This window comes from Nocardia sp. Tas62D01 (assembly GCF_055232035.1).
The window spans coordinates 8,188,726-8,213,267 of the sequence record NZ_JBUYUZ010000001.1; the positions used below are offsets into that span (position 1 = coordinate 8,188,726).

19 protein-coding genes and 1 pseudogene are annotated in these 24,542 nt (G+C 63.3%); 9 read left to right on the forward strand and 11 right to left on the reverse strand.

What is annotated here, in order from left to right; all coding sequences use genetic code 11:
• The first annotated feature begins 91 nt into the window (after positions 1–91).
• Both ACV7NQ_RS39500 and ACV7NQ_RS39505 read left to right on the forward strand, forming a co-directional pair.
• Entirely contained in the window at positions 92–1,459 is a 1,368-nt protein-coding gene (locus tag ACV7NQ_RS39500) for a rhodanese-like domain-containing protein (protein ID WP_463364184.1), read from the forward strand.
• Positions 1,456–2,769: an MFS transporter gene (locus ACV7NQ_RS39505; RefSeq protein WP_463364185.1), complete on the forward strand. Its 1,314-nt coding sequence runs from the start codon at positions 1,456–1,458 to the stop codon at positions 2,767–2,769. The genes ACV7NQ_RS39500 and ACV7NQ_RS39505 overlap by 4 nt, the downstream gene beginning before the upstream one ends.
• A gap of 120 nt (positions 2,770–2,889) precedes the next feature.
• Here the strand turns inward: ACV7NQ_RS39505 and ACV7NQ_RS39510 are convergent, their stop codons facing one another.
• The 3 genes from ACV7NQ_RS39510 to ACV7NQ_RS39520 all read right to left on the reverse strand — a co-directional run bounded on the left by ACV7NQ_RS39510 (position 2,890) and on the right by ACV7NQ_RS39520 (position 6,740).
• Positions 2,890–5,331, reverse strand: coding sequence for a tyrosine-type recombinase/integrase (locus ACV7NQ_RS39510; protein WP_463364186.1), 2,442 nt, complete (start codon positions 5,329–5,331; stop codon positions 2,890–2,892).
• The gene (locus ACV7NQ_RS39515) at positions 5,324–5,959 is read right to left on the reverse strand and encodes a tyrosine-type recombinase/integrase (protein WP_463364187.1); all 636 of its coding nucleotides are present in this window, start codon (positions 5,957–5,959) and stop codon (positions 5,324–5,326) included. The genes ACV7NQ_RS39510 and ACV7NQ_RS39515 overlap by 8 nt, the downstream gene beginning before the upstream one ends.
• A gap of 595 nt (positions 5,960–6,554) precedes the next feature.
• Entirely contained in the window at positions 6,555–6,740 is a 186-nt protein-coding gene (locus tag ACV7NQ_RS39520; RefSeq protein WP_463364188.1) for a hypothetical protein, read from the reverse strand.
• 154 nt (positions 6,741–6,894) lie between these two features.
• Here ACV7NQ_RS39520 and ACV7NQ_RS39525 point away from each other — a divergent pair.
• Positions 6,895–8,042 (forward strand): IS3 family transposase gene (locus ACV7NQ_RS39525; RefSeq protein WP_463358517.1). Its coding sequence is split into 2 segments (ribosomal slippage): positions 6,895–7,165 and positions 7,165–8,042, totalling 1,149 coding nucleotides; the frame shifts between segments, so codons are not numbered across the junction.
• A gap of 43 nt (positions 8,043–8,085) precedes the next feature.
• Here ACV7NQ_RS39525 and ACV7NQ_RS39530 read toward each other — a convergent pair.
• A complete protein-coding gene (locus ACV7NQ_RS39530; RefSeq protein WP_463364189.1) occupies positions 8,086–8,235 on the reverse strand; it encodes a hypothetical protein in 150 nt (49 codons plus the stop codon).
• A gap of 276 nt (positions 8,236–8,511) precedes the next feature.
• Positions 8,512–8,916: a hypothetical protein gene (locus tag ACV7NQ_RS39535; RefSeq protein WP_463364190.1), complete on the reverse strand. Its 405-nt coding sequence runs from the start codon at positions 8,914–8,916 to the stop codon at positions 8,512–8,514.
• 323 nt (positions 8,917–9,239) lie between these two features.
• On the opposite strand from ACV7NQ_RS39535, the gene ACV7NQ_RS39540 reads away from it, so the two are divergent.
• Positions 9,240–10,448 (forward strand): ISAs1 family transposase, encoded by a 1,209-nt coding sequence (locus ACV7NQ_RS39540; RefSeq protein WP_463360829.1) that lies wholly within the window; start codon positions 9,240–9,242, stop codon positions 10,446–10,448.
• A gap of 185 nt (positions 10,449–10,633) precedes the next feature.
• Positions 10,634–12,124 carry an IS66 family transposase gene (gene tnpC, locus ACV7NQ_RS39545; protein WP_463365536.1) on the forward strand — a complete coding sequence of 497 codons (1,491 nt, stop codon included), beginning with the start codon at positions 10,634–10,636 and terminating at the stop codon, positions 12,122–12,124.
• A gap of 403 nt (positions 12,125–12,527) precedes the next feature.
• On the opposite strand, the gene ACV7NQ_RS39550 is transcribed toward tnpC, so the two are convergent.
• The 4 genes from ACV7NQ_RS39550 to ACV7NQ_RS39565 all read right to left on the reverse strand — a co-directional run bounded on the left by ACV7NQ_RS39550 (position 12,528) and on the right by ACV7NQ_RS39565 (position 17,703).
• A protein-coding gene (locus tag ACV7NQ_RS39550) for an IS3 family transposase (RefSeq protein ID WP_463358517.1) occupies positions 12,528–13,675 on the reverse strand; the annotation gives its coding sequence in 2 pieces (ribosomal slippage) (positions 12,528–13,405 and positions 13,405–13,675; 1,149 coding nt in all).
• 44 nt (positions 13,676–13,719) lie between these two features.
• On the reverse strand, positions 13,720–14,832 hold the full coding sequence (locus ACV7NQ_RS39555; RefSeq protein WP_463364191.1) for a hypothetical protein: 1,113 nt from the start codon (positions 14,830–14,832) through the stop codon (positions 13,720–13,722).
• Between the two features lie 121 nt (positions 14,833–14,953).
• Positions 14,954–16,162 (reverse strand): ISAs1 family transposase, encoded by a 1,209-nt coding sequence (locus ACV7NQ_RS39560; RefSeq protein WP_463358437.1) that lies wholly within the window; start codon positions 16,160–16,162, stop codon positions 14,954–14,956.
• Positions 16,163–16,254: 92 nt separating this feature from the next.
• Positions 16,255–17,703: a hypothetical protein gene (locus ACV7NQ_RS39565; RefSeq protein ID WP_463364192.1), complete on the reverse strand. Its 1,449-nt coding sequence runs from the start codon at positions 17,701–17,703 to the stop codon at positions 16,255–16,257.
• Between the two features lie 133 nt (positions 17,704–17,836).
• Between ACV7NQ_RS39565 and ACV7NQ_RS39570 the strand changes: the two genes are divergently transcribed.
• Positions 17,837–18,724, forward strand: coding sequence for a CBS domain-containing protein (locus ACV7NQ_RS39570; protein WP_463364193.1), 888 nt, complete (start codon positions 17,837–17,839; stop codon positions 18,722–18,724).
• A 387-nt stretch (positions 18,725–19,111) separates the two neighbouring features.
• Here the strand turns inward: ACV7NQ_RS39570 and ACV7NQ_RS39575 are convergent, their stop codons facing one another.
• Together ACV7NQ_RS39575 and ACV7NQ_RS39580 are read right to left on the reverse strand one after the other, a co-directional pair.
• Positions 19,112–21,007 carry a CHAT domain-containing protein gene (locus ACV7NQ_RS39575; RefSeq protein WP_463364194.1) on the reverse strand — a complete coding sequence of 632 codons (1,896 nt, stop codon included), beginning with the start codon at positions 21,005–21,007 and terminating at the stop codon, positions 19,112–19,114.
• Positions 20,944–21,534 carry a hypothetical protein gene (locus ACV7NQ_RS39580; protein ID WP_463364195.1) on the reverse strand — a complete coding sequence of 197 codons (591 nt, stop codon included), beginning with the start codon at positions 21,532–21,534 and terminating at the stop codon, positions 20,944–20,946. Before ACV7NQ_RS39580 ends, ACV7NQ_RS39575 begins: the two co-directional genes overlap by 64 nt.
• 315 nt (positions 21,535–21,849) lie before the next feature.
• Between ACV7NQ_RS39580 and ACV7NQ_RS39585 the strand changes: the two genes are divergently transcribed.
• The 3 genes and pseudogenes from ACV7NQ_RS39585 to ACV7NQ_RS39595 all read left to right on the forward strand — a co-directional run.
• Positions 21,850–22,260 carry a transposase family protein gene (locus ACV7NQ_RS39585; RefSeq protein ID WP_463361080.1) on the forward strand — a complete coding sequence of 137 codons (411 nt, stop codon included), beginning with the start codon at positions 21,850–21,852 and terminating at the stop codon, positions 22,258–22,260.
• A 189-nt stretch (positions 22,261–22,449) separates the two neighbouring features.
• A complete protein-coding gene (locus ACV7NQ_RS39590) occupies positions 22,450–23,679 on the forward strand; it encodes an IS110 family RNA-guided transposase (protein ID WP_463365473.1) in 1,230 nt (409 codons plus the stop codon).
• Between the two features lie 20 nt (positions 23,680–23,699).
• A pseudogene (locus ACV7NQ_RS39595) lies at positions 23,700–24,476 on the forward strand (ISAs1 family transposase); the annotation flags it as partial.
• Between the last annotated feature and the right edge of the window lie 66 nt (positions 24,477–24,542).

The following is a 24,542-nucleotide window of genomic DNA, read 5'->3' on the forward strand; positions in this document are numbered from 1 at the left end:
TCCGGGTGAACATCGCCTAGCCTACTCTCAATATTCCATGGTTTATTGGAATAAGACCCTCTGCTGGGACAACGCACACAGGAGTTCTGTCATGTCGTCCGATTTCACGCTGGTTCCCGTCGTCGACGAGGGGCTGGGCAACTCGACCTATCTGCTCGATCTCGGCGACGGGCGCGCGATGGTCCTCGATCCCGAACGCGACGTGCGAGCAGTCCGCGCCGAGGCGCGGGCGCGTGGACTGCGCATCGCCTACGCGGTGGAGACCCACCTGCACGCCGACTTCATCTCCGGGGTGCGTGAGCTGGCCGACACCGACGGCGCGATCGTGCTCGCCCCCGAGGTCGGCCCCCGCGGATTCGAGGTGACCGCTATGACCGACGGACAGACCCTGCCGCTGGGACAGTTCACCCTGCAGGCGTGGGCCACCCCCGGTCATTCCCCCGAGCACCTGTCCTACCTGCTACACAACGGGGAGCAGCTGCTCGGTGTGTTCACCGGCGGATCGCTGATGGTCGGCACCGCCGGACGCACCGACCTGGTCAGCCCCGAACAGACAGTTCCCTTGGCGCGGGCGCAGTTTCACTCTTTGCAACGGCTGATGGAATTGCCCGACGACACCCCGGTCTGGCCGACCCACGGCGCGGGATCGTTCTGCTCCTCCGCCGAGAGTGGCGAGCGGGTGAGCACCATCGGGAAACAACGCGCCACCAACCCGCTGCTACACGTCGAGAGCGAAGACGCTTTCGTGGCAGCACTATTGGACTCGATGGGCACCTTCCCCGAATACTTCCTGCGCCTGGGCGAGATCAACCACCACGGCCCCGTCGCGCTCGGGGAAACCCTCGAACTCACCGCGCTGAGCACTACCCAGGTCCAGCAGCTGCTGACCGACGGCGCGCAGATCGTCGACGCGCGCCCCGCCGCCGACTTCGCCGAAGCCCACATCCCGGGCGCGCTGTCGATCACCCTGCGCCCGGTCTTCGCCACCTGGCTGGGCTGGCTGGCCGACCCGAAACGACCGCTGGTCATCGTCCGCGCCGAGAACCAGAACCCCACCGACATCGCTTGGGAGGCAGCCAAAGTCGGATTCGACACCGTCGCCGGAGAACTCCACGGCGGCATGACGGAATGGACCGGGCCCGTCTCGACCGCGGTGCAGCTGGGCGGTGCCGACGAGCTCGCCGGCACCGACCCGGTCACCGTGCTCGATATCCGCCAAGCCGGTGAGTTCGCCGACGGCCACGTGCCCGGCGCGCGCAACATCGAACTCGGCGCGCTCGCCGCGAATCTGAGCGAGTTGCCCGACGGGCCGCTGGTGGTCATGTGCGGGCACGGCGAACGCGCGATGGGTGCGGCCAGCATCCTCGAAGCCGCCGGACACAACGACGTGCGGGTACTGGCCGGACATCCCGGCGACTACGCCACGGCTCGCGGCGAGCAATTACAGACCGGGCGATGAATGTTATCCGTTCCAGCCCAAGACCTCTGGTGCTGGGACTGCGGGAAAACGCCGCCCAGTTCGCGCTGCTGGTCGCGGTCAACGCGCTCGTCGGTGGCATGGTCGGCCAGCAACAGACCGTGCTGCCGCTGCTGGCCGAATCCGAATTCGGCCTCACCGGCTACACCTTCATCTTCACCTACGTCGCCGCCTTCGGGATCACCAAAGCCATCGCCAACTACTTCGCAGGCACCTTCTCCGACCGCTACGGCCGCAAACCCGTACTGATGATCGGCTGGCTGTTCGCACTGCCCGTCCCGCTCATGCTCATCGCGGCACCCAACTGGTGGTGGGTCGTGGCAGCCAACGTGCTCCTGGGCATCAACCAAGGCTTGACCTGGTCGACCACCGTCGTCATGAAAATCGACCTCGTCGGACCTACCCGGCGCGGACTGGCCATGGGCCTCAACGAAGCCGCCGGATACGGCGCGGTAGCCTTGAGCTCCCTGCTCGCGGGCTACCTTGCCGAACACCACGGACTACGTCCCGCACCATTCCTGCTCGGATTGGCTTACGCCGCACTGGCCTTGGCGCTATCCGGGCTGTTCATCCGCGAAACCCGCGACTACGCCCGACTCGAGGCCACCGGTCACACTCCCCGCGCCGACGGCCGACACGACCACCTCCATGCCGAACTCACCAACCGCCAAATTGCCCTCCAGACCAGCGTGGCCGAGCCTGCGCTGGCCTCGGCCAGCCACGCGGGACTGGTCAACAACCTCAACTTCGGACTGTCCTGGGGCTTGTTCCCCCTACTGTTCGCCACCGCTGAGCTGCCTGTCGCGCAGATCGGACTCTTGTTCGCTCTCTACCCCGGCGTGTGGGGAGCAGGGCAACTGATCACCGGTGGACTATCGGACCGGATCGGGCGCAAACACCTCATCACCGGCGGGATGGCCATCCAAGCCGCAGCGCTGGCCGTCATCGCCTACTCCGCAGGATTCACCGGATGGGCGCTCGGCACCGTGCTACTCGGTATCGGGACCGCCATGGTCTACCCGACCCTGCTCGCCGTGATCGGCGATGTCGCCCACCCGATCTGGCGCGGCCGCGCCGTCGGCATCTACCGAGTATGGCGCGACCTCGGCTACGCCGTCGGCGCCATCCTCGGCGGCATCGTCGCCGACCTCATGGGACTACACGCCGCGGTCTGGGCCGCCGCCATCATCAGCGCCGCCGCCGCACTACTCGTAGCGGCACGCATGTACGAAACCCATCCACCACGCAGCACAGTCCCGCCCGGCGCAGTCCGTGGCAACAACAACTTCTGAAATCTGACCGGATAGACACCGCCAAACGCGGACGAATCAGCGAGGTTCGAGTAAGGGGCACCAGGCATTAAAAGCAGCCGGGGCAGCGTTTGGGGCAAGCTGATCTCCTGGGACAGTGAGCTATTGGGGATTTCGGGTGGGATAACCCAAGCTGACGGTTTGGGTGATCCTTGTCCGCTGTGCGTCGGAGCGTTTATCGCGTAGACACTCCAGGGTGCGGTCGATGCCTTCGATCTCGCCGAGCCACCCCTGCGTGACTGCGCGTCGTCGACGGTCTTCGAGGTCGGCTTCGAGTTGGTCGAGACGGCCCAGCATGCTGGGATTCACGCGGAGTTGGCTGCACCTCAAGCATGCGTGTTCGTGTTGACAACTTGTTCCGTAAGGTCTTCCGCAGGAACCGAGTTCAACCTTGCGTTTGTCGAAGTGCTCCTCGAATTCGTCCCATTCCTGGTCGGTGGTGGGCCGGTATTCCTCTTGCGGCCGCATGGCGCGACGTCGGTCCATGAACTGCTGGACGTGCCGGATGACGTCTTCTTCGAAGACCGCGACGTAGCCTTGGGTTGTCTGCAGGTTGAGGTGCCCGAGCAGCGCGGCACCGATGTGGATGGGCAGGCCGTTGTTGACCAGGTCGGTGGCAAACAGTCGACGAAAGTCGTGGGGTGTGAAGTGCAGGCTGCGGAAGGCGGGGTTGGTTTCGCCGAGCAGTTCGCATTGCCTCTTCAAGGTGTTGAGCACGGTGCCGGGGCTCGTTACCCGGCGAACTTCACCGATCTGGCGTTGGAACAGGTAGGGCAGTGGGGCGGTCCAGATTCGTTCGAAGCCGTCGTAGCGCGGAAGCGAGGGGATCGGGCCTTGTAGCGATTGGCGCATAACGACTTTCGCGATCACGTGGAATAGTTCGGCCGACATGGGGATCACACGTTCGCGGTCCGCTTTGGAGGGCGCGATCACTAGCAGGGCGATGATTTCGCCGTTGGGGCGCTGGTATCGGCGGATGCTGGTGTGGGCGAGTTCGACGAGTTCCTCGACGCGGATTCCGGTGTGCCGCAAGATCTCGACGTAGGCCCAGTCCCAGAACGCGGCTTCTTCGTCCTCGCCGATCTTGCGGATGCGGCCGGTGTCGTGGTCACGACCGCGGACCACCGGGCAGGGTGTGTTCTCGTTGCGGCGATCCAGCAGCTCATCAGGACGTGTGTAGGTGCGGCCGGCGTAGGTGAAGCTTCCTCCGAGCGGGGTTTGGCGGGCGGTGTCGTAGAGGGCACGGATCTCGGTGTAGCGGGTCTCGACATGGGCAACCAGGGCGGGCAGCAAGGGTTGGCGTGCCCGCGTGCGATCGGCCATGCGTTCTTTGATGCGACGGCGTCGGGCACCGAAACCGCGCAGGTCAGATGGCGGGATCGGGCACGGTGAGGCCCATGGCGCCCATCGTTCGGGTTCCTCGAGGGCCCAGCTCTGGATGTCGAGGTAGAAGGCTCGTATCGGCAGCAGGATGCCTTGACCGTCGTCGAGGCGGGGTTTCCCGTCGCGGCGCAACCGCATCCCCTCCCGCCACTGGTCATAGAGTTCGGGCGCGATGGTGAGGCTGCGCTGACCGGGATCGAGTTGCTCGATCTTGGACCAGAATTCGCCAGCGATGCAGCGGGCGAGTCCTTCGCGGGTGACATAGTCGGTGTCGCCTTGGCGCCGCAGCAGGTAGTCGATGATGAGTTGCCGGACACCAGGGTCGCGGACATCGTAGAAGTCGACCATCTGCTCGGGGGTGCGCTGACCTTTGTAGATGAAGCTCCGCAGCGTCGGTGGCGTGTCTTTCGGGAAATGCCCCATCGTGTGCAGGACTTCCCACGCCAGCAGTCCGGCGAAGCGGTTGCTGCCCGGGCGGGCACCGACGACCAACTCGAGTCGACGGCATTCCTCGGCGTAGAACAACAGCCCCTCGGGGGTCAGGTCGGCCAACACAACGCCCTGGACGGTCAACGCGCAGCATACGTCGAACAGCGCCTTGTATTGGTGGTGCTCGGTCGTTCGTGTACGGGCGGTTTCGTCGAAAAAACGCTCCAGCAACGGGTCTCGTTGTGAGGCGCGGAAGTAGGCTGGGTAGTCCTTGAACTTGTTGACCCGGAATCCGGTCAGTGAAGGTGTGATCACACGCATCAGCAACAGGCACTTGAGCCCATTGGTCACGTTGTACCCGTTGTACTTGTCATTCGCGATCGCACCTACCGGACCGGACCCCTCATCCAGGCCGGAAGCCTGCCACCGCTGCTGCCACGTCGCACCAGCGAAGGCGGCCAAGTGCTCCAAAAGCATCCGCGTACCGCGGCGCCGTTTGCCCAGCTGTCCGGGGGTGGTGGCGCCCAACGAGGCGTCACCGGCCAAATCGACCAGGCGCTCGATTGACGTGGTCGACAGTTCACCGAACGGGATCGCTGGCGTCGATGCCGTCGACGGCTCGGGAGCGAGCTGATCGACAGCGAAGCGTGAACGCCTGACCGTACGCTCGGCGTCGGCGGCTCGCAGTGACTCCGAGCGGCGATTACGCATCGTGTAGGCAGGTTCAGGCACCGAACACCGCCTCGATGTCGATCTTGTCGTATCCAGCCGCGTAGGAGGGCGTCGGTCGTGGCCGGTTGTAGTGCTCTTGTAGTTTGTCGAACAGATCCTCGACCCGCACCGCGGTGTAGCGGCCGGTGGTTTCGATGTTGGCGTGTCGCAGGATTGCCTGCACATCGGTAAGAGTCAGTGCTGGGTCGTTGGCCATTCGCGTGGCGGCGGTGTGACGCAGATCGTGCAGCGACCAGTTGGTGCCGAGCTTGTCGTTGGCGCGCTGCAAGACTTGCCTCATTGCCCAGTATGAGACGGCCCGTGGTGTCCCACGCCGTGTACGCCATACCGGCTCACCGTCGGCGGGGACACCGTCGGAGTCGAGGTACAACGCCAGATACCGCAGCGCCTCGGCCGACACCGGCACCGATTGCCGTAACCAGGTCCCCTTCGATACGACGTTGATTCGACTACCGCCCCAATCGATATCCCTGACACCGATCGCGAGCAACTCGCTCGCTCTGGCACCGCTGCTGACGTAGCAGAGCAGCAGCGCACGGTCACGATCACACGACATCGCCGCGAACAACTCGTCCCACAGCCAATCCGGAATCGACCGTGGCGCAGCGTCACTGACACGCTGCCGCAACCGAGCTCGTTTGAATTTCGCCGGCGCTTCGATCGGACTGCGATGCCCCAACGCTTGGCGACGCGACCGTGACGACGGCACCGGATTGACCACCGGGCCACGACCGCGATGAGCATGAAACGCATAGAAGCCGTAGATCACGCTGAGTGAATGGTTGATGGTCCGAGGCGAATACCCCTGCACCAGATACTGTTTCCCAGTCTTGGCGTTGATCGAACCCGCGGTCGTAGTCGACGCAGTAGAACGACCTCGCTGCGGATTCGGTGCGGTCCTCAGCCAGCCCACTAGAACATCGACCTCGGCGCCAGTCGCTCTGTCCCAGTCAATATCCAGCATCCACAGAAGCCGGAACCAACGAAGCAGATCGTAGCCGTAGCTGCGGGCTGTCAACGGCCGCGTATCACCTAACGCCAGATCTCGCAGGAACTGCGTGATGGGCTCGACCTCGACACCATCCTTACCAAGGACAACATACGGAGGGAACTGGAGCTGTACAGCTACAACAGATCCCAACCGAATCATCCCGACTTGCCCTTCGATCAACCGCCTGCGCGTGTCCACACACCAACCCTTCGAACCTGTCACCGGTCATCCTTCACTGCCGGTGGTTGGTGCAGTCAACCGAACATTTTCTTTTGCCGCTGCGCTGCGGAAGGATCCCGTTGCTGCGGTTCTCGCCGCTGAGAGGGTAGAAACCGTGTTCCTCGGCGTCGAAATGCATGCGATAAGGTTGGCGAGTGTCTTGCAGCACGACGATTCCGTCCGCGTTGGACAGGCCCACGCGAGCGACCTCGACCAAGCGGATCTTGTGTGCCCGCAACAACGGCAGAACGTGGCGTTCAACCAGGTCAGCGTGGCCCGTCCCCAATGAATGAGACCGCTCGGTATTAGAGTCCTGTTGGCCCTGGTAGGGGCCAGAAGGGACGATTGGGATCATGGCTGGAGGACGGAAGCGGCATTCCGCGGAGGAGATCGTGCGGAAGCTGCGCCGTGCCGATGAGCTGGCCGCGGCCGGTAAGTCGGGCGAGGAGATCGCCGCAGAGCTGGAAGTGTCGGCGGCGACGTTGTACAACTGGCGCCGCTCTTACGGCGGTATGGATACCGATGCGGCGAAGGAGCTCAAGGAGCTGCGGGAGCAGAATTCCCGGCTCAAGCGGCTGCTGGCCGAGGCGGAGCTGGAAAAGGACGCCCTGCGGGAGATCAGCCGGGGAAAATTCTGAGCCCAGCGTCCAAGCGCCGTGCCGTCGACATGCTCACAGCAGTGAAGGGCGTGTCGGAACGGTTCGCGTGCAAGGTCGTTGGGCTTGCTCGTTCGACGTATCGGCGGCTGCCCCTCGCGCAGACCCCGGATGATCCGGACGCCGGTTTGCGGGCCTGGCTGCGCTCGTATGCTACGAAGAACCCGTGTCACGGGTTCCGGCGGGCGTGGGCGCGGTTGCGGTTCGACGAGGGCAGCTCGGTGAACAAGAAGAAGGTGCATCGGCTCTGGCGGGAGGAAGGGCTGCAGGTGCGTGAGCACCAGCCGCGTAAACGGGCCGGCGTTTCGTCGATGCCGCCGGTCGATGCGGATGCACCGAAGGTGGTGTGGGCGTTGGATTTTCAGTTCGATTCCACCATCGACGGCAGAGCGGTGAAGATCGCGTCGATGGTCGATGAACACACCCGTGAATCACTATTGCATCTGGTTGAACGCTCGATCACCGCCGAGCGGCTCGTCACCGAGCTCGAGAAGGTCTTCACCACTCATGGTGGGTCGCCGACGGTGTTGCGGATGGACAACGGGCCGGAAATGATTTCCCATGCGCTGCAACAGTTTTGCGCAAACCGGGTCGGGATCATCTACATCCCACCGGGCACGCCGTGGAATAACGGATTCGTCGAATCGTTCAACCGTCGGCTGCGCAAAGAATGCCTCGACCGGAACCACTGGACAAGCCTGCTCGAAGCCCGCGTCGTCATCGGCGACTACAAGGTAGACCACAACCGACGACATCGACATTCGGCGCTGGGCTATCTGACCCCGGCCGAGTACGCTGCCCGCTGCAGCCACAGCCACCACCCGGTGGCCTGCGGCATCAACTGAATACGGATCGAAAACAACCTGGCTCTAAAACCGGGTGGTTCCGTCATCGGGGACCGGTCAAGCGAGTGAATGGAACATCGCCCGTCTGTGCGGTGACGAGGATGAGATTCGACAGATCCGGCAGCAGACATGGGTGCCGGAATTCCGGTTCGAGTATCGTCGCGACGATCGCGGCGGTGGATTCCGCGCCCATCCATCTCTCGCCAATTCAGCGATGTTTGGTTTTGTCCGTCATCTCTGACGGCAGTTGTTCACGAATCTCGACGGCACCGTCAGTCGGCAGAAGGCAGTGTTCACGAACAACGACATCGCCTGGCGGGCTGCGGCGAACGCCCGCCCAGCGGCATGAGCGGTTCGTTCTGAACCGCTGTGCCTCTGGCCTCATCGGCTGAATGTCCGGCGGTCTTTCCGTACGTTCGCAGGCCAGGCCAGCGAGTCGCGAGGTTTCAGACAACACGCACTCCGCCGGTTAGGTCAAATCATCCCATCCCCATGGTTCGGCAGGTCGACCGTCTGGCTCCCGGCCGAATGGAAAACGGCTCCGGTCTACTGACCGCACAGACCTAGTCAGTCGTGTGGCGCACTTTCTCGCAAAATAGATAAACGAATCCCACGGACCGACTTCGTACAGTGTCTCCAGTAAATCGATGTAGTAGTCGTCCTGGTAATCGATGTCCATATCATTGATATCGCCGACCAACCTGGCAGCCAGCACGGCCGCATGAGTAAATTCTCCAGCTTCCTCAAGTGACTTAAGCAAATCAATCACATATGAATTAATAGAGTGCGCATCGTGGTCGCGCTCAAGTTTCAACTTTTCGATGTTTGGACAGCCGATGGAAACATGTTCGGCAAGTTTGGTTGCTACGGTCACCGCCCCAACCTGGCTCAATGCCTTCAACAAGTCGCATGCGAGGCTCATCCCGACCGGTGTATCCAATTTGAGGTGGTCAAGGTGAGCCGTGCGTTCCGCCAATGCTGTGGCCTGTGCATCTGCGCCGATCCTGTGGAGTGAAGAGAGCGTAGCTATTCAGCTGTCCCCCTTGGGGTTTGATGCAGGGCTCCGGCGTTGTCGGTCTGCAAGCCGGTGAGCTGCGGTAATTAGCTGTGCGACACGCCGTTTCGGATGCGAGGCGGACACGGGTGGCTCGAGGAGGATGAAGGTTCCTTAGGCCAGAATCTTCCCCGGAGTCGCCCGTGTCCGTCTGTTCAGTATCCCTTGTCGAGCCCGTTGTGGAGGTGTTGGATCGACGGCGCGTCGAACCGGAAACCCACACGGTCGCACCGTGTTTGCTGGAGGTGCTGAAGACGGTTCCCGACCCGCGTGATCCCCGTGGAATCCGGTACCCGTTGGTGGGGTTGCTGGCGATCATGATCCTGGCCACGGCGGCGGGGATGCAGTCGGTGGCCGGGTTCGCCACCTGGGTGCGTACCGCGCCACCGGAAGTGTTGGCAGAACTGGGCATCCGAGTGCGTCGCCCGAGCGAGAAGACGTTGCGAACCCTCATCGCCAGACTCGACGCCGCGGATCTGGATCGCCGGTTGGGTGACTATTTCGCCGCCGTGGCCGCTGCCGCGGACTCCGGCGGACTGATGGCGGTGGCCCTGGATGGCAAAACCGTGCGCGGGGCGCGCCTGGGCGGGGGCCGCGCACCGCACCTGGTGTCGATCTTCGCCCACCACGCGCGATTGGTCCTCGGCCAGCTGGCAGTCGCCGCGAAGTCCAACGAAATCCCCACGGTGCGAAAGCTTCTGAAGGCAATGAACCGGACCGGGCTCATCGCCACGATCAATGCGATGCACACGCAGGTCGCCACGGCGAAACTGATCTGCGGGCAGCTCAAGTCGCACTATTTGATGACGGTGAAGGCGAATCAGCCCAAGCTGTTGGCTCGCATTATCGCCCAGCCGTGGGCCGAGGTCCCCATCGCCCACCGTGACGCCGACGCCAAGCCATCGCACGGCAGGATCGAGACCCGCACCATGAAGGTGCTGAGCGTGCCGCGCGGGATCGGGTTTCCCTACGCCCGCCAGATCATGCAGATCACCCGCGAACGCGTCCAGGTCACCACCGGGAAACTGACGGTCGAGACCGTATACGCCATCTGCAGTGTCACCTTCGAGCAAGCCAAACCCCGACAGTTAGCCGAATGGTTGCGAAACCATTGGGGAATCGAGAATGCGATCCACTGGGTCCGTGATGTGACCTACGACGAAGACCGCAGCACCCTGCGGACCGGCACCGCTCCGCAAGTCGCCGCGACGCTCCGAAACACGGCGATAAGCCTTCACCGCATCGATGGTGCCGCCAACATCGCCGAGGCCTGCCGGACGACAGCCTTCTCACCGAACAGAGGCCTCCACCTGCTGACGAACACCCAAAACCCTTGGTCGCAGGCTAGTTAGGCGACAACGCCGGAGCCCTGGGGTTTGATGGCGTGTCGGTTGGATTGTGATGGCCTGTCGGGCATAGTGGCGGGGTGTCTGGAGCGTCGTCGGTTGAGCAGCTCGTTGAGCGGGTGGCCGAGTTGACGGCGCAGGTGAGGGTGGTGCTGGCCGAGAACGCGGAGTTGCGGGCCGCGAATGCGGAGTTGCGGGCCGCGAATGCGGAGTTGCGGGCCGCGAATGTGGAGTTGGGTTCGGAGAACACAGAGTTGAAGGCGCTGGTGGGGTCGCAGTCCGAACAGGCTGCGGCGCAGGCGGATCGGATCGCAGTGCTGGAGCGGCGGTTGGCTGCGGATTCGTCGAACTCGGGGTGGTCGTCGGGGTCGGACTCGCCCTATGACAAGAAACCGGCCAAGAAGCGGTCGTCGCGGACCCGGTCGGGGCGGTCGGCGGGTAAGCAGAAAGGCTCGGCAGGCACGTCGCGGCCACTGCACGATGACCCGAACCACACGATCCGGTTGGAACCGCCCCGCTGCCAGGGGTGTTCGTGTTCGCTCGACGGTGCCGCCGAGGTCGCCTGCGAACGCCGCCAGGTCGTGGACACGGCACCGGCGGCGGCGCCGGTGATCACCGAGTATCGGCGTATCGCCCGCGAATGCGGGTGCGGGACAGTGACTGCCGGTGACTGGGCCGATGCGGCACCCGAGCATGTCGCGGTGATCGCGGCGGCGGGGTCGCCGGTGCGGATCGGGCCGGTGGCTCTGGCCCGGGCGGCGTTGCTGACCTGCGGGCATTACCTACCGATCGGGCGGAGCCGGGATCTGTTCGTCGCACTGTGCGGCCTCGATATTTCGACCGGCTGGCTGGCAGGGGTGCGTGGCCGCGCCGCGCGGCTGCTGGAACGACAGTTCTCCGTCCACATGCGAACTCTGCTGGCCACCGCGCCGGTGTTGCATGCCGACGAAACCACCGGCCGCGCCGCCGCGGAGTTGAAGTACGTGCACGTCGCCTGCACCGACTATCTGACGTTGATGCACGTCGGTGGCCGCTCCGCCGACGATATTGATGCCGGTGGTGTGCTCGGCGAGTTCACCGGGGTACTGGTCCGCGACGGCTACGCCGGGTACGCGCACCTCAAAGCGGCCCACGCGTGGTGCGGTGCGCACCTGCTGCGCGACTTGCGGTCGATCCACGATGCCGATCCAGCCGGGCAGGTATGGGCGAAAGCGATGATCGACTGCCTGCTCGACGCCCACACCGCCGCTGGCCGGGCCCGCGCCGCTGAGGCATCGGCTCTCGACGCCGACACCCTCACCGGGATCCGCCGCGCCTACGCCGGTGCGATCGGGCTGGGCCGCGACGACAACCGTGACCGGAAAACTACCTTGGCCGCCGACGCCCGCAAGCTGGTGGCCCGGTTCACCCGCTACGAAGACATGATCTTGCGGTTCGCGACCGACCTGACCGTCCCGTTTTCGAACAACGAAGCCGAAAGAACGCTCCGACCAGTCAAAATACAGCAACGAACCAGTGGTGGAGCATGGCGAACCCTGCAGGGAATCACCGACTTCGCGATCGTCACTTCCTACCTCGACACCGCCCATAAATGGGGCCTCGACAAACTCGACGCCCTCACCCAACTGTTCACCACCGGTCCGTGGCTACCGCCTGCCCTCACACCCGCAGCCGCCCCATAACCACGCACGCATACCACACCGACCACCGAAAACCTCACCACCCCAGGTGAATAGCTACAAGAGAGCGTGTCGACTAGCTGGTGTAAGTACCATCGATCTTCGATCGGGTCACCGAGATCGGCCTCGTTGGCGAACCGCACCGCGAGGGCGGAAGCAGCAGTTCCTTGTCCAATGTCATGCAAGACATTGAGTAGGGCAATGATGTCAGAAAGATAAATCGAGCTGCTGAGGTTGGTTTCGTTGACAGCTCGCGCAGCAAGAACGGAGGCAGCGGCATCCTGCCCTATTTCATGCAGGGCAGACAGGATGTTTGCCATATCGAGTATATCGCGCTCGTCGGCAGTGACCGGTCCCCGATGACGGAACCACCCGGTTTTAGAGCCAGGTTGTTTTCGATCCGTATTCAGTTGATGCCGCAGGCCACCGGGTGGTGGCTGTGGCTGCAGCGGGCAGCGTACTCGGCCGGGGTCAGATAGCCCAGCGCCGAATGTCGATGTCGTCGGTTGTGGTCTACCTTGTAGTCGCCGATGACGACGCGGGCTTCGAGCAGGCTTGTCCAGTGGTTCCGGTCGAGGCATTCTTTGCGCAGCCGACGGTTGAACGATTCGACGAATCCGTTATTCCACGGCGTGCCCGGTGGGATGTAGATGATCCCGACCCGGTTTGCGCAAAACTGTTGCAGCGCATGGGAAATCATTTCCGGCCCGTTGTCCATCCGCAACACCGTCGGCGACCCACCATGAGTGGTGAAGACCTTCTCGAGCTCGGTGACGAGCCGCTCGGCGGTGATCGAGCGTTCAACCAGATGCAATAGTGATTCACGGGTGTGTTCATCGACCATCGACGCGATCTTCACCGCTCTGCCGTCGATGGTGGAATCGAACTGAAAATCCAACGCCCACACCACCTTCGGTGCATCCGCATCGACCGGCGGCATCGACGAAACGCCGGCCCGTTTACGCGGCTGGTGCTCACGCACCTGCAGCCCTTCCTCCCGCCAGAGCCGATGCACCTTCTTCTTGTTCACCGAGCTGCCCTCGTCGAACCGCAACCGCGCCCACGCCCGCCGGAACCCGTGACACGGGTTCTTCGTAGCATACGAGCGCAGCCAGGCCCGCAAACCGGCGTCCGGATCATCCGGGGTCTGCGCGAGGGGCAGCCGCCGATACGTCGAACGAGCAAGCCCAACGACCTTGCACGCGAACCGTTCCGACACGCCCTTCACTGCTGTGAGCATGTCGACGGCACGGCGCTTGGACGCTGGGCTCAGAATTTTCCCCGGCTGATCTCCCGCAGGGCGTCCTTTTCCAGCTCCGCCTCGGCCAGCAGCCGCTTGAGCCGGGAATTCTGCTCCCGCAGCTCCTTGAGCTCCTTCGCCGCATCGGTATCCATACCGCCGTAAGAGCGGCGCCAGTTGTACAACGTCGCCGCCGACACTTCCAGCTCTGCGGCGATCTCCTCGCCCGACTTACCGGCCGCGGCCAGCTCATCGGCACGGCGCAGCTTCCGCACGATCTCCTCCGCGGAATGCCGCTTCCGTCCTCCAGCCATGATCCCAATCGTCCCTTCTGGCCCCTACCAGGGCCAACAGGACTCTAATACCGAGCGGTCTCATTCATTGGGGACGGGCCAGCAGGATTCACCGCGTTCGCTGATCGTGTGGCTAACGCGACCGCGGCTTCGTGTTTTCCGATCTCGTGCAAGGTTTTCGCCATCTCGGCCGGTTCGTACTGATCGAGTTGGGCGGCTTTGTCCGCAAGTGCAGATGCCCGCGTACTTGCATCGATTTTGTAAAGTGCCCCGAGTAGAGCGGATGCGCCAGGCGCCCAGAGCCAATCGTCCCGTGCTGTGATGCGGTCAATCAGGTTGTCGGCGTGTACCACATCTCCGATGTCGTGAATTATTGCCAGAATTTCAGCAGCCTCGGCAATAGCCATTATGTTGGCGTCGATATCTAGATTAACGCCTGCGCAGACCCAATCAGCCAGTGCGGAAACAGCGGCATCACCTCCGATGCTATGGAGTTCCTTAAATAGTTCGGCCACATAGCTGGCCGAGCAGTTGCTGGCGCTGATGTGCTCGGTTATCGTTATTATGGATGCGTGTGCGCCAATTTTTCCCAGCACCTTCAACAGCCTGGCAGTGGTGCGCCAATCACTGATATCAATTTGGCCGATAATACGTTCGGCCAGCTCGGAGGCCCGAGAATCTGCATCGGCAGCATGTAATGCTTCGATCAGTTCGACGGCATCCCGAGCAATGAACCGGGATCCCGCCGTATCGGCTCTGTGGAAGTTGGCGGCACCGATTTCGAGGATGAAAGCCAGAAACTTCATCTGATCGTGTGCGCCAATTTTGCGCAAAACTGCAGATAATTTACCGGCATCAACTAGTTCGAAGAGGGCGAACTCCCCATATCGATCATAAAAGTCCTTTAGGTCGACTACCGCCTGCCATGCAAGCTCGGAAACGTGAGCTCCAGCACCTGCTCCATGAAATGCTTCCAGAGCTGCCTCGATCTCGATACTACTAACGTGGTGCAAGTCGTCCGGGCTGATAGTTTCCGCAATTCGTTTGGCAACGGTAATAGCTTCGAGTTTTCCTCCGCTGCACCAGAGTGCTTCGAGCAGTTCTCCCGCGTACTCGGAGTCTCCGATGGGATAGTTCTCAACTATCCAGGAGCCCGGTCGCCGATCCTCCGGGTTCAACCGATGCATGGTATTGATCAGCTCTATGGGAGCACGGTGAGCGCCATGGCGAGTAGCATTCTTCCACAGCTGGGCGGCATCACGATCGAGACCATAAGTGGCAGGGCTCCGGCGTTGTCGCCTAACTAGCCTGCGACCAAGGGTTTTGGGTGTTCGTCAGCAGGTGGAGGCCTCTGTTCGGTGAGAAGGCTGTCGTCCGGCAGGCCTCGGCGATGTTGGCGGCACCATCGATGCGGTGAAGGCTTATCGCCGTGTTTCGGAGCGTCGCGGCGACTTGCGGAGCGGTGCCGGTCCGCAGGGTGCTGCGGTCTTCGTCGTAGGTCACATCACGGACCCAGTGGATCGCATTCTCAATTCCCCAATGGTTTCGCAACCATTCGGCTAACTGTCGGGGTTTGGCTTGCTCGAAGGTGACACTGCAGATGGCGTATACGGTCTCGACCGTCAGTTTCCCGGTGGTGACCTGGACGCGTTCGCGGGTGATCTGCATGATCTGGCGGGCGTAGGGAAACCCGATCCCGCGCGGCACGCTCAGCACCTTCATGGTGCGGGTCTCGATCCTGCCGTGCGATGGCTTGGCGTCGGCGTCACGGTGGGCGATGGGGACCTCGGCCCACGGCTGGGCGATAATGCGAGCCAACAGCTTGGGCTGATTCGCCTTCACCGTCATCAAATAGTGCGACTTGAGCTGCCCGCAGATCAGTTTCGCCGTGGCGACCTGCGTGTGCATCGCATCGATCGTGGCGATGAGCCCGGTCCGGTTCATTGCCTTCAGAAGCTTTCGCACCGTGGGGATTTCGTTGGACTTCGCGGCGACTGCCAGCTGGCCGAGGACCAATCGCGCGTGGTGGGCGAAGATCGACACCAGGTGCGGTGCGCGGCCCCCGCCCAGGCGCGCCCCGCGCACGGTTTTGCCATCCAGGGCCACCGCCATCAGTCCGCCGGAGTCCGCGGCAGCGGCCACGGCGGCGAAATAGTCACCCAACCGGCGATCCAGATCCGCGGCGTCGAGTCTGGCGATGAGGGTTCGCAACGTCTTCTCGCTCGGGCGACGCACTCGGATGCCCAGTTCTGCCAACACTTCCGGTGGCGCGGTACGCACCCAGGTGGCGAACCCGGCCACCGACTGCATCCCCGCCGCCGTGGCCAGGATCATGATCGCCAGCAACCCCACCAACGGGTACCGGATTCCACGGGGATCACGCGGGTCGGGAACCGTCTTCAGCACCTCCAGCAAACACGGTGCGACCGTGTGGGTTTCCGGTTCGACGCGCCGTCGATCCAACACCTCCACAACGGGCTCGACAAGGGATACTGAACAGACGGACACGGGCGACTCCGGGGAAGATTCTGGCCTAAGGAACCTTCATCCTCCTCGAGCCACCCGTGTCCGCCTCGCATCCGAAACGGCGTGTCGCACAGCTAATTACCGCAGCTCACCGGCTTGCAGACCGACAACGCCGGAGCCCTGCCATAAGTGGCTGCAGCATTGCCGAGATCGTACATGTCCTCAGGGTGAGAGCATTCCGCGATGACTTCCCAGAAACAGACAGGTGGTATCCGATCAGCCCGATGGTCACGACCAAAATGATCGAGGTAATCGGCGAGCTGGAATAGTGGCTCGTTCCCTGCCGGCGGGGTGGCGGCCTCACCACGGGTGGAGGCCTTCGGGCCTGCGCGCCGGTGCTTGGTTCGTATCCGAGTGAGAGGGCCTCGGGCACCTTTACACTGTTCGCCGGTCTCGGCTAACGCTTGCTCAAGCCAATTGTCCACCATCTGGTCAAATTCGGCGTCCTTCATGTAAGCGGGTGCTGCATCTTGCAATAATGCATACGGCAGGGCGTTGCGATGACCCATCCGACGTGCATCCATCGCGAGGTCAATGATCGCTCTGGCGGCAGGAGAGGACCGATTCAAATATTTATCGACCAGTTCCGGCCCTCCGGCCAGGAACTGGGTGAACTGCCCATCTTCGGCATGTGCTGCCGCCATGGCAAGCCGTGGATCGGTGACGGCAGCATTACGGAAAGCTGACAGGCTTTCGCCGGTGAAATCTTCTGGTACATTTATAATTTTGCCTTCCAGGAGTTGTCGCACCGATATCGATTTACGTGTCAGCTGCGCGTAATGGTCGGGCCACAACGTACCCAAGACCAGTACCGGTCCTCGGCTGGTGTCGGTGAGCAGTTTTTTCAGCGCTACCGCGACGCGCTCATCAGCGCTGTCTTCACCACCAAAATATTCCTGCATTTCGTTCAACCACACCACCGTGTGAGGTTTGACCTGTTCGAGTAGGTCCAACGCCTCACGGCGGGTCGGATCCCACGGGTGCCACAACCGCCACCGGCCCGTGTCGCGCAGGGGTGCCAATGCCTCCCAAAGCGCCCGCGTCTTGCCGGCCGAAGATCCTGCCACCAGCACAGCCATGGAACTTTCACCGTCGATGGCTTGCCGCACCACCCCCGCGAGCTGACCGTCATGGGCTCTCGGCACATAGGGGGGCAGGACCGCGAGATCGACGATCTGATCCGGGTCGATCAGCTGATGGACCTCGAGTTCGAATGGATCGGTGATCTCGGACAGCGGCCGACCGGGACCCGGTGCCGAGTCCTTACGGGCTCGCTCATATGCCTGCTCCCATGCCTGCACTTCGGTCTGACCGGTGATGCCCCACGCCGTGAGCATCGCCTTGAGGGTTGACCGGCGCGGGAATGAGTTTCCCTCGATGATGCCATGGACCGTCGCTGAGCTGCCGATACCGGCATCGGCAGCAAGCTGGTGGAAGCTGCGGCCATCGGCTCTGTGCATCTGCTTCACGGCCGCGTGGAGTTCCATACGGTTCGTGATGCCTTCCGGATCGATCTTCACCATGCCTCGTTCTGCCAGCAGCGCACTGTTCGGTTGTGTTCGGAGGGTAACCGCGGGCATCGCGTGCACGCTGGTTTTTTCAACGAATTCCGGCTTCCGAATGCAACCGAACGGATCGCCGGTCCACCGTCAAGGCATGGACACGACGATCTCCTCATTCACCGAAGACAACCTTGACCCCTTGGTCGCCGTCCTTCCCGTCTACGACGAACCAGGCGTCGGCACCGACGACGCACACCACCTCGCAGATGCCACGGTCGACAGGATATTCCGGCCGGGACCCATCACTAGCCACACTCCAGCGGTCGGTTACCAGGTCGGTAACCTTGATTCCGCCAACCGGATCCCTGCCGCAGTGCACGTCGGCGACAACCTCCAATCCGCCATGACAGTCATGACGCTGCGCGGCTACAGCCAGCTAGCGGTCCTCGACACCGAAGGCCGGCTGCGCGGAGCGATCAGCTGGGAATCCATCGGCCGCGCCCGCATGTCGGCCACCACCATCAATCTCGATACGGCGACCGTGACAGCACGCGAAGCCGACCGCTCCGACGACCTGCTCGACTGGATTGACGAAATTCGGTGTACCGGCTACATCTTCGTCCGCGATCGCGACCACAAAACGTGCGGGATCGTCACCTCCGCCGACCTCACAGCCCAGTTCGGCCTACGGGTGCGACCGTTCGTGGTCGTCGAGGAAATCGAGCGCCGCCTCCGCCGCATCGTCGACGCCCGTATCCCCGTCGACCGGATCCGCGCCGCCAACCCCCAACGTAAAAACAAGATCCACTGCGCTGCCGACCTTTCCTTCGGCGCCTATACCTACCTGCTTCGTGACAGCCGTAACTGGAACACCATCGGCTGGGCCGCCGACCAGACCGTCTTCCTCAAGGCACTGGAAACCTGTGTCGCCCTCCGCAACAGCCTCATGCACTTCAGTCCCGACCCCATCACCGACGAACAACTCGACTCCGTCCGAGGCGTGCTCGATCTGCTCCGCTCCACGAACCCGCACCAGCCGTAGCCGACCTTATACTCGGCCGCCCTGGGATCGCCTTCCTGATCGCAGCCGGTGTCGCCCGTGGCTTCCTGCAAGACAACGGCAATCGGAACCTTGAATCGGACTGGCCGGCGCGGCCCAGAACCCAAGCACCCGCTCATCGGCATTACCGCGCGTTCCAGATAACTGCCGGATGCTCGGCTGAGCCCTTGGCCGGAGCTCTGCCGTCGACGTTCGTGAACACCTCTGAGGAGGCGAAGGTGGCGACACGTCGCCACGATTCGCGAACAACTGACGTCACAGTTCGCGGACGGAGCCAGATGTTGCTTGGCTGCGGCCCCTTGGCGGCAGTTGACGCCCGAAGTTGCTGTCCGGCTGCAGGGCCGGTTCTACTTCACACTGCGGAATTAGTCAGCTTGTCATGACCGCGAACGCCATCATGTTGGTCGGATCCTGGGCAATCACCGCGCGGGTCGCGATTGCGGGATCGCTACCGTTGCTGCGGATTTCGGCATGCAGCTGACGGAGAAACGTCGGGCCGGCGGTGCGTGCGGTGATTGCCCAGAGGGTGAACACAACGATGCTGACACCGGCGCGGGCCAGCGCGTGAGCGATGGAGGTGGCGGGGATGAAGGTGTTTGAGCGCCCGGTCTCGCATCCTATGACCACGACTGTATGTACATGGGACAGGTCGAGTTGGCTGAGCTCGGTGAGGCTGATCGTAGTCGTGGCGGAGGCTTTTATCCCTGCTTGGTGCTGGTCGAATGGCTCGCTGCCGGCGTGGCAGAAGAACACCACCTGGGTGCAGTCGCGCAAGGCAGTGGACAGGGCCACGATGTGTAGCGGTTGGATGTCGGTGCTGCCGCTGAAACCTAGGATGATGTTGGGTGTTTGCTGGAACGGCCGCGTCAGCGCCTTGGGCGCGTCGAAGTCGGTATCGATGACCAGCAGCTGCGGCCGGTCGCTGGGTTCGCGGCCGTCGTCGGTGTTGGCGGTGCGCGGGGGATGCGAGTTGTACCAGGCGATGTCGCCGTGCGCGGCGAGCGATCGCCCGTCAAAAGGGAGGGCGAGCCACGGGATCCAGGCGGTGATGTCGAGCGGGTTGAGCCGTGACCGCGGCCGGGCGGCGAGGCCAGCAAGGATGTCGGCCAGTTCCTTGCCGAGTGCCTTGCGCAGTGGCTTGAACACCAGGATTGGGTCTGACGGCGGGTCGATGCTGGTGTCGGCGAGCAGCCGTAGCGGGGCGAGATCGATTGGAGCAGTGATGGTCTCGACATTGTCGTGGTCTTCGAAAACGGCGATGATCTGGCGGTCGTAGATCAGGGTGTGGCAGAGCGTCACGCCGGGTGCGGGGGCGCTGGTGTGAGTCCACCAGCTGCCCAGCAGCCGCGACCATTGCGCAGCGGCCCGCCGCACGGTCTGGTCATCATGGGTGGCGAGTGCCGCGATGGCGCCGCGGTAGACCTGCGTGGTGCGCGCGACCCATCCGGCACGGCGCGGGCTGTACATCGGTTCCGATGCCTGCTCCAATACAGTGTTGAGGGTATGGCCGTGGGTCAGCAGATGGTGTGTATCCCAGGTGGAGGCATCGAGTTCGGGCAGAAGCAGATCGATCAGGAGGTCGACATCGCTCACTGCGTGAGCGCGGGCCTCGGCTCGCCATTGCGCGGCGATGGGGTGGTCGCGGCAGGCCCGCGCGGCGCGTGCCGCGACGCCCAGCAGCCAGCTGTAGTCCGTGCCAGTCGCGAAATCGCCTGTGGTGGTGACTATGTTGTGCGCCTGCTGCACCAGCATGTGCGCGGCGTTCATGATCTGGTCGCGAATCGCCTCGGGCATGGGCGAGTGCGGGTGCATCGTGTGCGCCGCGGCGACGTCGCCGCTGAGAAGGTAGGCGTCGAAACGTAACAGCCATCCGCGCGAGGTGCTGGGTAGACCGGCGCGGGAGGCAGTGCGGTAGGCGGCGGCGTGTGCTGCGGCGAGGATCTCTCGGTGTGAGGCGCGGGCCTGCGCGATCGCCTCGTCGCGGGCAGGATCGGCGCTGTTGTAGGTGAGTTCGATGAACTGCGCAGCGGCGGCGGCGTATTCGGCGAGGAATACCAGCAGATCAAGGGGGCTGTGATCGCTGTCGCCTCCGGGATCGTCATCTGCTGGGAACAGGTCGGCGAAGACCGCGACGGCGGGGGCGATGGCGACGGTCAGATCCTGCAGGACCTGATCGGGTACTCCAGCACCGGCTCGGCGGTCTATGGCTGCGGAGCGGGCCTGATGGAGTTGGAGGACGAGCTGTTGCACCAGTGCGGGCTCCACCCTCGCTCCCTTCTCGCGTTCCCGCCCAACCGGCGCGCGCATAGTTGATCGTTCCGCGAGCGCAGCCAGTCTAGCTCCTGCGCCCACTCGTAGAAGGCGCTGATCGCCTGGATATTGTCGGCCACCGACGAGCCAGCAACGCGCATCGGGTTGGCCTCGTCGGTCATGCGCCAGAACTTGAAAGCGTCCACATCTTCGGACAGCGCCTCACGCCAACACCGACCAACGGCATCCAGGTAACCCAACCACACGCACAGCCCGCGGGCGTACTTCTCGCGCGTTCCCCGCCGACGGTTACGCATCCGCCGCGATGCGAAGAACTCGTTGACCTCCACAACGACGCGGCCGTCAGTGTTGATCAGGAACTCCTGCCCGTCGACAGTGTCGTTCCTCGCAAGCAACGCAGCGATGTCCAACCCATCGGACAGGCCGAGCTGGGCGACAATGCCTGACCAGTCGAGGCGGACGCTGCATCGGTGCAGTCGCCAAAGACCAAGCGGCTCAGCGGAGTAGTTGTCGGATCGCACGAGGGGAAATGCTTACACGGCAACACCCGCCGAGACGCCTACTCGCCGATCATCGGCCCAGCAACAACTGGAAACCGGCCAAAGACCCAGGGCTCCGGCATTCTCGACTGGCAGGTCTGTGACCTGCGGGGAGTCGGCGTGAATTAGGGCGTGGCTCTTGGTGTTTCGTGTGGGCGGGCACGGATGACTCTGTGAGGATCGAGTTACCACACAAGAACGTCACTGGAGTCGTCCGTGCCCGCTGTAGCAGTATCGCCTGTCGCGCCCACTTCCGAAACCCTGGATCGCTGGCAGGTTGCCGACAGGGTGGATGTAGTGGATTCGGAGTTCCTCGAGGTGCTGGCATCGGTGCCCGATCCCCGAGATCCGCGTGGCAGGCGGTACCCGTTGGTGGCGTTGTTGGCGATGGCGATCCTGGCCGTCGCGGCCGGGATGCGCGGCTATGCGGGGTTTGCCTGCTGGGCCCGCACCGCACCACCGGAGGTGTTGGCCGGGTTGGGGCATCAACGCCGAAGTCGTCCTTCGGAGAGGACCTTTCGGCGAGTCTTGTCGAGCCTGGATGCTGCCGATCTGGACCGCCGATTGGGTGCGTATTTCGCCGAATTGGCCGTGACCGCCGGCGGGAACGGAGAGTTGCTGGTGGTGTCGATGGACGGCAAGACCCTAATGAGATGTAGCGGGTCGGTCGATCGGGCAGACTCGCTACTGGTAGCGGCTGGTAGGTGAGCACTGATTGGCCCCGGACTTCGAGTCCTGCTTTGAGATCGTGCCCCTGCCGGTCGGCCGGGAGAAATGGATCGCTGATGGGATGTCGTGCCTGCCGCATGACGGCGTGAGCACCGATTCATTAGGTCGCCGACGTTCTCCCGCACGCTGCCGGATTTGGTGTCCGACAACGATGAAGAGGGAACAGCTGTGCTGCTGGTCGGTGATGACTGGGCCGAGGACCACCACGATGTCGAGCTGATGGATGAGGCCGGGAAACGGCTGGCCAAGGCTCGATTACCGGAAGGGATCGCCGGGATCACCCGGCTGCACGCCATGATCGGTGAACACCTCGGCGACGACGCCGATGCCGCGCAGGTACGGATCGGGATCGAAACCGATCGTGGCCCGTGGGTCGCGGCGTTGATCGCGGCCGGCTACACGGTGTACGCGGTGAACCCGTTGCAGGCGGCCCGGTTCCGGGAACGCCGCAGCGTTTCGGGTGCGAAGAGCGATGCCGCCGACGCGCATACCCTTGCCGACATGGTCCGTACCGACGCGCACCAGTTGCGTCCGGTCGCCGGGGACAGTCCCGCCGCAGAAGCGGTGAAAGTTGTTGCGCGAGCACATAAAACGTTGATCTGGGAACGCACCCGCCACACGCAGCGGTTACGGTACGCGTTGCGGGAGTACTTCCCCGCCGCTTTGGAAGCGTTCGACGACCTCGACGCTCCCGACGCCCTGGAGCTGCTCGGCAAGGCACCCGACCCGGCCGCCGCGGCGCGGTTGTCGCTCAACCAGATCCGGGCCGCGCTGAAGCGGGCCGGCCGCCGCGGCGACCTCGACGCTAGAGCCGCCCGTATCCAGGCAATCCTGCGCAGCGAGCAGCTGGGCCGCAACCAGGTCATCGCGGCGGCCTACGCGGCAGGGACCCGCGCCGCGGTCGCGGTCCTGGCCACCCTCGACGAGCAGGTGAAAGTCCTGCAAGGGGAGGTCGAGGCCCATTTTGGCCGGCACCCGGCCGCTGAGATCATCTTGTCCCAGCCAGGACTGGGCAAGATCCTCGGCGCCCGGGTGCTCGCCGAGTTCGGGGACGACCCCACCCGCTACGCCAGCGCCAAGGCCCGCAAGAACTATGCCGCGACCAGCCCCATCACCCGCGCCTCGGGGAAAATGAAGGTCGTCGCGGCCCGGTTCGTGCACCAGGACCGGCTCGTCGACGCGCTGATGGCCCAAGCATTCAGTGCGCTCAACGTATCGCCGGGAGCCCGCGCCTACTACGACAAGCAACGCGCCCGCGGCCTAGCCCACCGTGCCGCCCTGCGTCAGGTCGCCAACCGGCTCGTGGGCATCCTCCACGGCTGCCTCAAATCCGGAACCCTCTACAACGAGACCACCGCCTGGACACACCACACCCAAGATCAACAAGCCGCAGCTTGACAAGCTAAGCCCTGGGATGTCTCAAAGGTGCCCGCAAGGCCAAAGCAGCGGCTTCGCATCTGGTGTCGATGTACGCACACCGCACCCGTCTGGTGCTGGGCCAGCTCGCCATCGACGCCAAGAGCAACGAAATACCTTGTTTGAGAAAACTTCTCAAGAAATTCCCGCGTATTCCGCTGCTGGTTGTCGTCGACGCCCTCCACACGCAGACAGCTGCCGCGAAACTGATCTGCCGGACCCTGAAATCGCATTACATAATGGTCGTCAAGGCCAACCAGTGCGGTTTGCTGGCCCGGATCACCGCCCTGCCCTGGGCTCGCGTCCCGGTCTGCGCGACCGATGACAGCCACGGCCACGGACGCGACGAACACCGCAGCTTCCAGATCATCGCCGCACCCCGAGGCATCAAGTGGCCGTACGCGAAACAGATCATCCGCATCACCCGCGAACGCCTCGTAATCGCCACCGGAAAAACCAGTTACGAGGTCGTCTACGCGATCTGCAGCCTGCCCTTCGACAAGGCCCGGCCCGCACAGATCGCCTTCTGGATCAGATCGCACTGGGGCATCGAGAATTCTATCCACTACGTCCGCGATGTGACGTTCGATGAGGATCGCTCGACAGTAGCCGCACGCAGCGGACCGCAGGTCATGGCGACCCTGAGAAACACGGTGCTCAACCTTCACCGTTTCCACGGCGCCACCAACATCGCCGAAGCCAACCGGGAAACCGCCTTCGACCCCCACCGCGGAATCCATCTCCTCAACCCACAAACGCCCAGGTCACAGGCCGCTTAACGAGAACGCCGGAGCCCTGGCCGGGTGGGTCTGTCATATCTTCTCGGGTAGGCTTTCTGCCGCTGG

What these genes read in the sequence shown, in the direction of transcription:
- ACV7NQ_RS39530 (WP_463364189.1), bottom strand. Translation starts at nt 8,235, where the DNA reads ATGGGCGCGGAATCCACCGCCGCGATCGTCGCGACGATACTCGAACCG.
- ACV7NQ_RS39570 (WP_463364193.1), top strand. Translation starts at nt 17,837, where the DNA reads ATGGACACGACGATCTCCTCATTCACCGAAGACAACCTTGACCCCTTG.
- ACV7NQ_RS39565 (WP_463364192.1), bottom strand. Translation starts at nt 17,703, where the DNA reads ATGGTGAAGATCGATCCGGAAGGCATCACGAACCGTATGGAACTCCAC.
- ACV7NQ_RS39500 (WP_463364184.1), top strand. Translation starts at nt 92, where the DNA reads ATGTCGTCCGATTTCACGCTGGTTCCCGTCGTCGACGAGGGGCTGGGC.
- ACV7NQ_RS39505 (WP_463364185.1), top strand. Translation starts at nt 1,456, where the DNA reads ATGAATGTTATCCGTTCCAGCCCAAGACCTCTGGTGCTGGGACTGCGG.